The following is a 13,460-nucleotide window of genomic DNA, read 5'->3' as shown; positions in this document are numbered from 1 at the left end:
TTAAGGATGGTAAAGTATGGCACTGATAAAGAAACCGGTTACCGGAATGAAGGACATTCTTCCTTCCGAGATGCAACTTAGAGACTATTGTATAGGTATTATTAAGAAGACATATGCTGAATTTGGCTTCACATCTATAGAGACACCTTGTGTTGAGTCACTTGCAAACCTCAACAGTAAGCAGGGCGGAGAGAACGAGAAGCTTATATTCAAGGTAATGAAGAGAGGAGAAAAGCTTAACCTGGCTACGGCGAAGGAAGAGAACGACCTTACGGATTCAGGACTTCGCTATGACCTTACGGTTCCTCTTGTTCGTTTTTATGCAAATCATGCAAATGAGCTTCCGGCTCCTTTTAAGGCACTTCAGATGGGAAATGTATGGAGAGCCGACAGACCTCAGAAGGGAAGATACCGTCAGTTCATGCAGTGCGATATTGATATATTGGGAGAGCCTTCAAATCTTGCTGAGATAGAGCTTATTCTTGCGACAACCACAACGCTCGGAAATCTCGGATTCAAGGATTTTAAGATCCGTATCAATGACAGAAGGATTCTCAAGGCAATGGCTGCATACAGCGGATTCCCTGAGGAGAAGTACGATGACGTATTCATCACACTTGATAAGATGGATAAGATCGGACTTGACGGAGTAAAGGAAGAGCTTATTAAGGACGGTTATGATGCCGATTCTGTAAATAAGTATATCGAGCTTTTTGAACTTATAAGCGGAAAGAGTGGAATTGATGCTCTTAAGGCCGTTGCAGACAAGATCAGTGATAATCTTGACGCTGAGGTCAGTGAAGGTCTTACCGAGATCATCGACAGTGTTGAGAAGACAAAGTCGGCACAGTTTGAGATGGTATTCGATCCCACGCTTGTAAGAGGAATGTCGTATTATACGGGAACAATCTTCGAAGTATCCATGCCTCAGTACGGCGGAAGCTGCGGTGGTGGCGGAAGATACGACAAGATGGTAGGAAAGTTCCTTGGACAGGATACACCTGCTTGCGGCTTCTCAATCGGATTTGAGAGAATCATCATGATAATGATGGACGAAGGATTCAAGATTCCCGGCGCGAGCACAAAAGTTGCTTTCCTTATCGAAAAGGGTATAAAGGGCGACAGACTTGCGGAGATCATATCCGAAGCGCAGAAGGAGAGAGCGGAAGGAAAGCAGGTTCTTGTTGTACGTATGAATAAGAACAAGAAGTTCCAGAAGCAGAGCCTTACAGAGCAGGGATATGAGGAGTTCAGGGACTTTTATGACAAGCCGCTTGAATAAGACAGGCAGAGCGGCCCGGGTTCTTAGAGGAGGAATGTGATTGGACACCCACTTAGTCAGAATAATCACCTTGGTATTATTGGTTCTGTTGTCTGCATTTTTTTCATCCGCGGAGACAGCTTACATGACGATCAACAGAGTCAGAATCAAGGCTCTTGCAGATGATGGGAATAAAAAGGCGGGACGGATCCTTGCTATATATGACGACCCGCAGAAGATGCTTTCTGCGATCCTTATCGGAAACAATATTGTAAACTTGAGTGCTTCTGCGCTTATGACAGTGTTTGTCACGGATATGTGGGGCAATCTTTACATAGGGCTCGGAACCGGAGCGCTTACTTTGGTAGTTCTAATATTTGGTGAGATTATTCCGAAAACAATAGCCAAGGCATATGCGGAGAACATGGCTCTTTTGTATGAACCGCTCATAGAGACCGTTATGATCCTTATGGTTCCGTTCAGCTTTGTTATCAATGGGATAGCGACTGCATTACTTAAGATCTTCAGGATTGATACCAACAAGCAACAGAAGGTGACCGAAAATGAGCTTAAGACGTATGTTGATGTAAGCCATGAGGACGGCGTTATCGAAAGTGATGAGAAGAAGATTATCTTTAACCTTTTTGATTTCAGCGATGCGCTTGCAAAAGACATAATGATTCCCAGGATTGATATGAGCTGTGTGAGTTCGGATGCCGATTATACAGAGGTGATGCGCGTATTCAAAGAGGATATGTACACAAGAATTCCTGTGTATGACGGAAACGATCAGGATAATATCATTGGTCTTATAAATGTAAAAGATCTCATTCTTATCAAGGATAAAGAGAATTTCAAGGTAAAAGACCACATCAGAAAGGCCTATTACACATATGAATACAAGAAGACATCGGACCTTCTTGTGGAAATGAGAGAAAAGACACGAAGCGTAGCCTTTGTCCTTTCGGAATATGGATCTACTGTGGGAATGATAACGCTTGAAGATCTTCTTGAGGAGATAGTCGGCGAGATCAGAGATGAGTATGATTCGGATGAAGCCGAGCTAATAAAGAATGTAGGCGGTATGAAATACCTTGTGGAAGGAAATATGAAGCTCGCAGATATCAATGATGCTCTCGGAACCGATCTTTCATCAGAAGATTACGATTCTATCGGCGGTCTGATGATAGAGAATCTTGACAGGCTTCCGAGCTACGGGGAGACGGTCACTCTTGACAGCGGAATAACGCTTACAGCGCGCGGTATCAAGAGAAACAGGATCACGAAAGTGCTTATGACAGTCAACTGCGAACTATCGAAGGAACAAAAAGAAACACTTTAATATTTCAGAAATATATGATATACTGAGTCGATGTATAAGGCTCAGAAACTATAAGTATTTTGAGGCAATCAGTAGGAGGAAAATCGATGAAGCACGTTAAGTCTTTGATTACAAGAAATCTTAAAGAATCAATGAAGAAGGGCGGATGCGGTGAGTGCCAGACATCATGCCAGTCAGCATGCAAGACATCATGCACAGTTGGAAATCAGAGCTGTGAGCAGCTTAGCAAATAATATTGTTTAATTAAAGTAAAATTAGGCGGGCAGCGGCCATGGTCGCTGCCCGCCGTATGTAGGTTACAGGAGATATTATGATTCACGCATATAAGAACAATGGGTATAATATTGTTCTGGATGTTAATAGCGGATCGGTACATGTTGTTGACGATGTAGTTTTTGACCTTGTCAAGATCATTGAGGATAAGCTTAAGAGAACATACGGTACCGCAGCGGCACCCGAAGGTCAGACTACGGTTATTACGGGCGAACTTGACAGGTTGTATAAAGGTGTCCTGGCAAAAACAGATCTGGCATCTAAATATTCAACCGAGGATATAAAAGAGGGAATCGAAGAGATTCTTGAACTGAGAGCGGCACAGGTTCTTTTTACGGATGATGTGTATGAAGGATATGTGGATGATTTTCAGAACAGAGAAACCGTTGTTAAGGCACTTTGCCTGAATGTGGCTCACGACTGCAATTTGAGATGTAAATACTGCTTTGCGGATGAAGGTGAGTATCACGGTAGAAGAGCGCTTATGAGCGAAGAGGTCGGAAAGGCTGCGCTTGATTTCCTTGTAAAGAATTCAGGCGGAAGAAAGAACCTCGAGGTCGATTTCTTTGGCGGCGAACCCCTTATGAACTGGGAAGTTGTCAAGAAGCTCGTTGAGTACGGACGCTCAATTGAAAAAGAATATGACAAGAATTTCCGTTTCACTATCACAACAAACGGAACTCTTTTAAATGATGAGATACTTAAGTTTGTTAATAAGGAGATGGGTAATATAGTCCTTTCCATCGACGGACGAAAGGAAGTCAATGACTCCATGCGTCCCAGAGCAGGCGGACAGGGTTGCTATGATGACATTGTTCCCAAGTATCAGAAGGTTGCGGAGAGCCGTCACCAGCTCAGATACTTCGTTCGAGGAACATTTACTCATGCCAATCTTGATTTCTCGGAAGATGTTAAGCATCTTGCAGAGCTTGGATTTAAGCAGATATCCGTAGAGCCTGTAGTTGCTTCGCCTGAAGATTGGTACGCATTTAAGGATGAGGATATTCCGATCATCTGTGAAGAGTACGACAAACTTGCAAAGTATTATATTGAGAAACACAAGGAAGGAAAAGGATTTAATTTCTTCCACTTTAACATAGATCTTGAGGGCGGCCCTTGTGTTGCCAAGAGATTGTCAGGTTGCGGATCGGGATGTGAGTACCTTGGTGTAACACCTTGGGGAGACCTTTACCCCTGCCACCAGTTCGTTGGTAACGAAGACTTTATCATGGGTAACGTTTTCGATGGAATAACCAGACCCGACATAAGGGACATGTTCAAGAAGAGCAATGTTTATTCAAGACCCGAATGTCAGAAATGCTTTGCAAGATATTATTGCAGCGGTGGTTGTGCTGCTAACGCATACAATTTCAACGGAGATATCAATGCAACTTACAAGCATGGTTGTGAGCTTCAGAGAAAACGTATAGAGTGTGCGATTATGATTAAAGCGGCGTTGGCCGAATAAGAAAAATTCATGGGAGGAACTGTATAATGAAAAAGTTAAAGTGGATTCCTGCTTTGATCCTTATGCTTGCTCTTTTGGTTGGAATTGGTTACTCAGCAGCATACGGATTGGGTGCAGACAAATCCGGATCATTGTCAAGTATTGACCTTGGACTTGACCTTGCAGGTGGTGTCAGCATCACTTACGAAGTTGTTGGTGATGAGAATCCCAGCAAGGAAGATATGAGCGATACAATCTTCAAGCTTCAGCAGCGTGTCGATCAGTATAGCACAGAGGCACAGGTTTATCAGGAGGGTAGCAACAGAATCAACATCGAGATTCCCGGAGCTTCCGATGCAAACAAGATTCTTTCGGAACTTGGTCAGCCCGGTAATCTTTACTTCATCAGCCATCTTGATAAGGACGGCAATGAGAATTACACATATCACAGTGGTTTTACTACCGATGAAAACGGTAATATGAAACTTGAAGAAGGTGTTACGCCCGGATATCAGCTCAATAAGTCAATAGATGAGCTTCTTGCGGACGGATCGATTGTTCTTTCGGGTGATCAGGTTGCATCTTCTCAGGTAGTCGGACAGAATGATGAGTATGGTAAGCAGGAGCCTGTAGTATCGCTTGAGTTTACTAAAGAGGGCGGAGAAGCTTTCGCAGAAGCAACCAAAAAAGCATTTAACAACAATCAGGATACTATTGCAATCTACTATGACGGAAGATTCATAAGCGTTCCTTCTGTTAAGGCTGAAATCCTTGACGGAAAGAGTGTTATCAGCGGTGGATTTACATTTGAAGAGGCTGATAGGGTTGCAACAAATATCAGAGTCGGATCGCTTAAGCTTCAGCTTCAGGAACTTCGTTCAAATGTTGTCGGAGCACAGCTTGGTTCAAATGCTATCAGAACAAGTTTGATCGCAGCAGCTGTCGGATTCGCACTTATTGCGGTATTTATGATCGTATTCTTCAGAATACTCGGTCTTTCAGCTACACTTGCTCTCGGATTCTACTGCGGACTTATCGTATTCCTGCTTTCAGCATTCGAGATGACGCTTACACTTCCCGGAATTGCAGGTATCATTCTTTCAATCGGTATGGCGGTTGACGCAAACGTTCTTGTATTTGCGAGAATAAGAGAAGAGATTGCAGTCGGAAAAGCTGTTGATGATGCGAGAAAGAACGGTTATAACAAAGCTCTTTCATCAATCCTCGACGGAAATATTACAACACTTATTATTGCCATAGTTCTTAGAGTCGGAGGAACAGGATCAATTAAGGGATTTGCAGAGACACTTATCCTTGGTATCATCCTTTCAATGTTCACGGCACTTGTTGTTACAAGAGCGATTACTTCAATCTTCTTCGGACTTGGTATTCAGAATCCTGTATTCTACGGCAAGGCTAAAACAGTTTCAACAAAGCCTTTCGTACAGAAGAGAAAGATATTCTATGCTATTTCATGCGCTGTTGTTGCAGTCGGAGTAGTATTTATGATAGTTAATGCTTCACAGGGAAAGGGAGCATTCAATTACAGCCTTGACTTTGTAGGTGGTACATCTACAACCGTTACATTTGATAAGGCATATGATTTTGCTACAGTAGAGTCTGACATAGTTCCTCAGATCAAAGAAGTTACAGGTGCTAAGGAAGTCCTTCCTCAGGCTGTAGAAGGAACAAATCAGATTGTATTTAAGACAGGTACACTTACTGTAGATCAGAGAGAAGCATTTGATAAGATGATGGAAGAGAAGTATGGCGTAAGCAATGACAACATTGCTGCCGAGACGATCAGCTCAACCATCAGTGGTGAGATGAGAGTAGATGCGGTTAAGTCACTTGTTATTGCTCTTATACTTATGCTTATCTACATCTGGATCAGATTTAAGGATATTAAATTTGGTGCGGCTGCTATAATCGCACTCGCACATGATGCACTTGTCGTTGTTGTTGCCTATGCAATTTCAAGATATGCTGTAGGAACAACATTCATTGCTGTAGTTCTTACCATTATCGGTTATTCAATTAACGATACGATTGTTACATTTGACCGTATCCGTGAGAACCAGCACAATGCAACCAATAAGAAAGAGCTTGGCGAACTTGTTAATAAGAGTGTGTCTCAGACAATCACACGAAGCTTGTTTACATCTTTGACAACATTCTTCACAGTACTTGCTCTTTATATCTTTGGTGTGGCCGATATTAAGGCATTTGCACTTCCTCTTATGGTTGGTGTGATCTGCGGTACATATTCTTCAATCTGCATCGCATCACCTGTATGGTATGATCTTAAGACAAAGGTCAAAAAGGCAGCTAAAAAGTAATTGCTGATGTATAATAAATAAGGGCGCCGTCTTTGGTGTAGTTTTACACCCAAGACGGCGTTTTTAAGTTCACCGGGCTTAGGGGGTAGTATTACCTTTTTTCACAGCATTTATTACCAACTCATAAGCCTTTTTTAATATATATATACGGAGTTTGATATGGCAAAATGGATGATAGCAAATAAGAAGGCGGATTTTGACGGGCTGGCCCGCGAATTCTCCATAAAAAACATAACTGCGAGACTGATAGCCAACAGGCTTATCACAGACAGGACAAAAGAAAATATTCAGTGTAACGAGGAAGCGGTTAAGACCTATATAAACGGGGATATCTCTTTTCTCCACGATCCTTTTTTGATGAAGGACATGGAGCAGGGTGCAAGGATTATCCTCGATAAGATACGCGATAATAAGAGCATAAGAGTTATCGGCGACTACGATGTTGACGGAATATGCTCTTCATACATACTGGTATCCGGCTTAAAGCTTTTTGGAGCTGATGTTGATTGTGTTCTTCCGGACAGGATAAAAGATGGCTACGGTCTGAGCGTCAAACTTGTTGATGAGGCTTATGAAGCGGGAATTGATACCATAATTACCTGTGACAACGGAATCGCCGCAGCGGAGCAGATTGAGCACGCAAAGGAAAAGGGAATGACTGTTGTTGTTACCGATCATCACGAAGTTCCTTTTGAGATGGACGATGATGAAAACAAAACGGAGATACTTCCTCCGGCTGATGCCGTGATTGATCCCAAGAGATCTGAAGGAGAATATCCGTTTAAAGAAATCTGTGGAGCTGTTGTTGCGTATAAGTTCCTTGAAGCAATGTCTGAGCTTAGCAAAGAAGAAGGACCTTCAGAGGAGGAAAGAGAGGAATTCTTTTTCCAGAAGCTTATCTTTGCCGGTATAGCCACTGTGTGCGACGTAATGGAGCTTAAGGACGAAAACAGAGTAATAGTTAGGGAATCACTTAAACGCATTCCAAAAACGGATAATAAGGGCTTAAAAGCTCTTATAGACGTAAACGGTCTTGATGCATATCATATGACCGGATATAATTACGGATTCGTTATAGGACCGTGCCTTAACGCAACGGGAAGACTTGATCTTGCAACAAGGGCGCTTTCTCTTTTCCTTGAGGATGATGCCGCTGAGGCAGCCAAGATTGCAGGGGATTTGAAGAGCCTTAACGACAGCAGAAAGGATATGACCAAAAACGGAGTTGATGAGGCGGTTACGTTTGTTGAGCAGGAAATCGAAAAGGGCGGAATGCCCAAGGTGATCGTTCTGTACCTTCCTGAAGTTCATGAGTCGATTGCGGGAATTATTGCAGGTAAGATAAAGGAAAAGTATTACAGACCCACAATAGTCCTCACAAAGGCGGCAGATGGCGGTGCGAAGGGATCCGGACGTTCTATCGAAAGCTACGATATGTACGAGGAATTATCTCGCTGTAAGGAGCTTTTTACCAAGTTTGGAGGCCATAAGATGGCGGCCGGGCTTTCTCTTCCCGAAGAGAATATAGAGATCCTCAGAACGAAGCTCAATGAGAATTGCGATCTTACCGAGGAGGACTTTGTTCCCGTATTGCATCTTGATATGGTCATGCCGCTTAAATATATCGATATGGATCTTGTAAAAGAGTTTTCTATATTGGAGCCGTTCGGAACCGGCAATTCAAAGCCTTTATTTGCACAAAGAGACGTATCTCTTTTATCGGGACGTATTATGGGCAAGAATAAAAATTGCGGTAAATACAGAGTCACCGATGAAGGCGGTAAGTTATATGACATGTTGTTCTTTGGTGATATGGAAAGATGGCATAATTTCCTCAAGGATAAATATGGTGAGAGTAATGTGGAAAATCTGTACAGCGGATCAACTGACGGAACAATGAAAGTCAGTATCGCGTATCAGCCTGATATAAATACGTATCAGGGAAGAGAAAGTATTCAGATAATTATGAATGACTTCACATAATTTATTAAAAAGTTCCGCATATGGGATATATACTAAACTCGTGAGGAACCTCGTTAAGTATATCCCATAGCACACACTAGCTTCGATAAGACCTCAGCAAGTGTTCCGCATAAACCACAAAAACACACGCGAAGCGTGTGTTTGCGGTTTCTTATGAGGGGGAGATAGCGAGTTGAATTAACAACTCACTTCTATGTTATTAATCATATACTAAAATTATGAATAAATTGTGTCGAAAATATAAAAAATTAGAATTAATCTTTTTGAGCTAAATTCGATAATTAAACTTTCTTATTTTAGAGATAATTTTAATAAAAGTAAACGGAGGATTGAATATGCTTTTAAGTGAATTATTAGAGGGACTTACATTTACTGTAACTGCCGGAAACACAGATAAGACCGTTGATCCCGCGTCTGTAGAGATTAAAGATGTGGTAAATGACAACAGAAAGATTGCGGAAGGTTCTTTATTCTTATGTATTCAGGGCGCAAATTTTGACGGACATTCCTGTGCGGCAGAGGCTTCCGAGAAAAAGGCCGGAGCTATCGTTGTCTGCCATGATGTAGAACTTCCCGAAGGATGTGAAATGCCTGTTGTTCATGTGGAAGATACAAGATATGCGATGGCATTTATTTCTGCGGCTTACTTCGGACATCCCGCAAAGAAGCTTAAGACAATAGGAATAACAGGAACGAAGGGAAAGACAACAACTACATATCTTATAAGAGATATGCTTCAGAACGCAGGCCACAAGGTAGGTCTTATCGGAACAATCGAAGTTATCATCGGTGATGAGCATATACATGCCGAGAATACTACACCTGAGTCATATATGCTTCAGTATTATATGTCAAAAATGGTAGAAGCAGGCTGCGACAGTGTTGTTATGGAAGTTTCATCTCAGGGACTTATGCTTCACAGAAGTCAGGGCTTTGTTTTTGATATGGGTATCTTTACAAATATTGAACCGGATCATATCGGACCAAACGAGCACAAGGATTTTGAAGACTATATGCATTGCAAAGGTCTTTTGTTCAAACAGTGTAAAGTAGGTATCTGCAATGCCGATGATGTGCATACAGATGATATTCTTGAAGGTCATACCTGCGAAGTTGAGACATACGGATTCTCTGAGGGTGCGGATATAAGAGCAATAAATCTTGCATATATCCATAAGCCGGGTCAGCTTGGCGTCTTCTTTGACACAGACGGACTTATAAACATGCACGCCGAGATAAGAACTCCCGGTAAGTTCAGTGTTTATAACGCGCTTTGCGCTATCGCTGTTGCGAGACATTTTGATTGCACACCTGAGGAAATCGCACCTGCTCTCAAAGAGGCCAAGGTAAAAGGAAGAATTGAGATGGTAAAGGTTTCCGATGACTTTACTCTTATGATAGATTACGCGCACAATGCAATGGCGCTCAAGAGTCTTTTGACAACGCTCAAGGATTATCATCCTAACAGACTTATCTGTCTCTTTGGATGCGGCGGAAACAGAAGCAGATACAGACGCTTTGAGATGGGTGAAGTAAGCGGAAAGTATGCAGACTTTACAGTTATTACATCTGATAACCCGAGATTTGAAGAGCCTGAAGCCATCATCGATGACATCGAGACAGGTATGAAGAAGACTGATGGCAAATATATCAAGATAACCGACAGAAAAGAAGCAATCCGCTACGTTATCGAGAACGGCGAGAAGGGAGATATCATTGTTCTTGCCGGAAAAGGACATGAGGATTATCAGGAAATAAAAGGTGTAAAATATCACATGGATGAAAGAGAATTAATTCAGGAGATATTGGATGAGAAATAAAATTAGTTTAATTCATTAAACTAATTTATTTGATAGTACCTATCAAATAAATTGCGCATGAAGGAGGGGCTGTGGCCGAGTTTATATACGCTAATGTAATAGTAGACATATCGCATGAGAAGGTTGACAGACCATTTCAGTACCGTATTCCGGACAGGCTTATCGGCAAGGTGGATGTAGGAAGTCCGGTGAACATTCCTTTTGGGCGAGGCAACAATGTCAGGAAAGGCTATGTTGTCGAACTTACCGACGAGCCTCAGTGGGAAGTGGACAGGATAAAAGAAATCATTGATATAGCCGGAGATACCGTTTCGGCTGAAGACCTTTCAATGAAGCTCGCGGCCTGGATGAAAAGACATTACGGTTCAACCATGAATGCGGCTCTCCGTACGGTTATTCCTTCGGGAAAAAAGCAGAACAGGCAGGTTCACAAATATGTTTCGCTCAGAATATCCCAGCGTGATGCGACCGAGTATTACTACGAATGTGTGAGAAAGAAGCAGACGGCAAGGGAGAGAATCATCAGGGAACTTCTCGATAATCCCGAAGACAGGATCCCTTATGAACTTGTGACAAGTAAGCTGAATGTCACTTCTGCAACATTAAAGAGCCTTTCGGATAAAGGAATCATCAGGATAGACAGTGAAGAATACTATAGAAATCCTGTTGCTGCAGAAACCACAAGGTATGGGAAAAAGACTCTAAGCGACGAACAGCAGAACATTGTTGACAGTGTTATAAGAGATTACGATGAGGGTAAACGAAAGACTTACTTGATTCACGGCATAACCGGAAGCGGAAAGACTGAAGTTTATATAGCGCTTATAGATGAGATTGTAAAAAAGGGAAAACAGGCGATAGTCCTTATTCCTGAGATAGCACTTACATATCAGACACTTATGCGCTTTTACAGGCATTTTGGAGACAGGGTATCTGTGGTAAATTCCTCTATGTCTCCGGGCGAAAAGTTTGATCAGATGGAGAGAGCAAGAACAGGGGATATAGATATAATAATAGGTCCCAGATCGGCTCTTTTTACCCCGTTCCCCAATACGGGAATCATCATAATCGATGAGGAGCATGAGACTACCTATAAGAGTGAGACGATGCCCAAATATCATGCAAGAGAGACCGCGATAGAGCTTGCAAGGCTCGTTCCGGACGGCGCCTGTGTGGTGCTCGGAAGTGCAACACCTTCTCTTGAAGCATATTACAAAGCAAAAAGCGGAGAGTACGAGCTTTTTGAACTAACTAAGAGACTAACGGGAGGAACGCTTCCTACCGTTGAGATAGCGGATCTTAGAGAAGAACTCAGAAAAGGTAACAGATCTATTTTTTCCCTGAGATTGCAGGAACTTCTGGATGACAGAATAAAAAAAGGCGAGCAGGCGATGCTCTTTATCAACAGGCGAGGGCTTGCGGGATTTGTTTCCTGCAGGTCTTGTGGTCATGTGTTTAAATGCCCTCACTGCGATGTGTCTTTGTCGGAGCACAGGGGCGGCAGGCTTGTCTGCCACTACTGCGGATATGAGGAGCCTGTAAAGAAGATATGTCCCAAGTGCGGATCCAAGTTCGTGTCTTCGTTTAGGGCAGGAACACAGCAGATTGAGGATGAGGTCAAAAAGTTCTGGCCTGATGCGAGAGTCCTTCGAATGGACGCTGATACAACGAGGACAAAAGGAAGTTATGAGAAGATTTTGTCTGCATTTGCAAATAAGGAAGCGGATGTCCTCGTGGGAACGCAGATGATAGTCAAAGGACACGATTTTCCCAATGTTACGCTTGTAGGCGTGCTAGCCGCGGATATGTCGCTCTATGCTTCGGATTACAGAGCAAGTGAGAGGACTTTCCAGCTTCTTACGCAGGCCGCAGGAAGAGCAGGAAGAGGAGACAGGGCAGGAAACGTAGTTATTCAGAGCTATCAGCCCGACCACTACAGCATTCAGACGGCGGCAAAGCAGGATTACGATGCCTTCTATGCCGAAGAAATCGCATATAGGGACATTTTGAGATATCCTCCGATCTCTCATATGATGTCGGTTCAGATCCAGAGTAGGGATGAAGAAGAGGGAATGGCTTTTTCAAATAGGCTCCGAGCTCTTATGGAGCAACAGCATATTCAAAATGCTGTATTTATCGGGCCGGCGCTTGCCACAATCGGCAGGATCAACGATGTGTACAGGATCGCTGTGTACGTTAAGCTTGATGACTATGACGGCCTGATCATTCTGAAAGATGTACTTGAGAAATACATAAAAGATCTGCAGGATTCCGGCAGGCTTAAGACTATATCGGTTCAGTTTGATTTTGACCCGGTAAATGGGTTCTGATACTATATATAAAATTATATATAAAATAGTGTTGCTGTCACCAAATAAGTCGACTTTATTACTTGGCTGAAGTGTTTTCTGCATTGTTGTCGGCAATTGCCGTATCGCTCGGTACAGCTCATTCCTCTGCTTTGCAGAATGACAATTTACTCTTCTTAAAAGGGCGAGATATTGGGGGACAGCAGTACTATTACTCAATCGCGGCGGTTGGTTCCGTCGCGTCGATTATACTCTATGGCGCTGCTTGCAGTGCTTGCGGAGTGTTCTGCAAGATGCTACGAACGCGCTCTATAGCGCAGTCTTCGTGAAAAATCCATTTTTTGACTAATACGTAAAAAATATATCGATTTAGTCACGTTTTTTCTTGAGTATATAAGAGTGTAGTGACTAATATGTTTCATAACATTTGATATAGTCAAAATTCTCTCACCTTTTCCGGTATTGAAGGTTCCAAAAGCGCAGATTTTAGCGGAAAATGTGACTAAGGAACATGAAAACGATCGAATTAGTCACTTTTTGTATTTTTTACAATGCGCGGAAAGTCTTCCATGGAAGCAGGCAGTACAAAAACAGAAGCAGGCAGTACAAAAACAGAAGCGGGCAGTACAAACACAGAAGTAAAAAGTGCAAAACCAAAAGTAGACTCAATAAGCAAATAATAAAGG

8 protein-coding genes are annotated in these 13,460 nt (G+C 42.6%); all 8 read left to right on the top strand.

Features of this window, described 5'->3' with window-relative positions:
• The first annotated feature begins 16 nt into the window (after positions 1-16).
• Entirely contained in the window at positions 17-1,282 is a 1,266-nt protein-coding gene (hisS, locus tag G628_RS0105025) for a histidine--tRNA ligase (protein ID WP_026655478.1), read from the top strand.
• A gap of 40 nt (positions 1,283-1,322) precedes the next feature.
• The gene (locus tag G628_RS0105020) at positions 1,323-2,603 is read left to right on the top strand and encodes an HlyC/CorC family transporter (protein ID WP_026655476.1); all 1,281 of its coding nucleotides are present in this window, start codon (positions 1,323-1,325) and stop codon (positions 2,601-2,603) included.
• Between the two features lie 86 nt (positions 2,604-2,689).
• Entirely contained in the window at positions 2,690-2,836 is a 147-nt protein-coding gene (gene scfA / locus G628_RS16475; RefSeq protein WP_034462031.1) for a six-cysteine ranthipeptide SCIFF, read from the top strand.
• Positions 2,837-2,913: 77 nt separating this feature from the next.
• Positions 2,914-4,344 (top strand): thioether cross-link-forming SCIFF peptide maturase, encoded by a 1,431-nt coding sequence (gene scfB / locus G628_RS0105010; protein ID WP_026655475.1) that lies wholly within the window; start codon positions 2,914-2,916, stop codon positions 4,342-4,344.
• Positions 4,345-4,370: 26 nt separating this feature from the next.
• Positions 4,371-6,662 (top strand): protein translocase subunit SecD, encoded by a 2,292-nt coding sequence (secD, locus tag G628_RS0105005; protein WP_026655474.1) that lies wholly within the window; start codon positions 4,371-4,373, stop codon positions 6,660-6,662.
• 159 nt (positions 6,663-6,821) lie between these two features.
• Entirely contained in the window at positions 6,822-8,645 is a 1,824-nt protein-coding gene (recJ, locus tag G628_RS0105000; protein WP_026667727.1) for a single-stranded-DNA-specific exonuclease RecJ, read from the top strand.
• Positions 8,646-8,980: 335 nt separating this feature from the next.
• Complete coding sequence (locus G628_RS0104995) at positions 8,981-10,465, top strand: UDP-N-acetylmuramoyl-L-alanyl-D-glutamate--2,6-diaminopimelate ligase (RefSeq protein WP_026667728.1); 1,485 nt, start codon at positions 8,981-8,983, stop codon at positions 10,463-10,465.
• Between the two features lie 71 nt (positions 10,466-10,536).
• Complete coding sequence (gene priA, locus G628_RS0104990; RefSeq protein ID WP_242827174.1) at positions 10,537-12,795, top strand: replication restart helicase PriA; 2,259 nt, start codon at positions 10,537-10,539, stop codon at positions 12,793-12,795.
• Positions 12,796-13,460 lie beyond the last annotated feature (665 nt).

Source organism: Butyrivibrio hungatei NK4A153, from assembly GCF_000424465.1.
Classification (GTDB): domain Bacteria; phylum Bacillota; class Clostridia; order Lachnospirales; family Lachnospiraceae; genus Butyrivibrio; species Butyrivibrio hungatei_A.
The sequence above is the reverse complement of the archived record's forward strand: the minus strand, read 5'-3'. Positions and strand labels throughout refer to the sequence as shown.

Bases quoted from the DNA above. Each gene is read 5' to 3' on its own strand.
- hisS (WP_026655478.1), top strand. From the start codon at position 17: ATGGCACTGATAAAGAAACCGGTTACCGGAATGAAGGACATTCTTCCT.
- scfA (WP_034462031.1), top strand. From the start codon at position 2,690: ATGAAGCACGTTAAGTCTTTGATTACAAGAAATCTTAAAGAATCAATG.
- scfB (WP_026655475.1), top strand. From the start codon at position 2,914: ATGATTCACGCATATAAGAACAATGGGTATAATATTGTTCTGGATGTT.
- secD (WP_026655474.1), top strand. From the start codon at position 4,371: ATGAAAAAGTTAAAGTGGATTCCTGCTTTGATCCTTATGCTTGCTCTT.
- recJ (WP_026667727.1), top strand. From the start codon at position 6,822: ATGGCAAAATGGATGATAGCAAATAAGAAGGCGGATTTTGACGGGCTG.
- G628_RS0104995 (WP_026667728.1), top strand. From the start codon at position 8,981: ATGCTTTTAAGTGAATTATTAGAGGGACTTACATTTACTGTAACTGCC.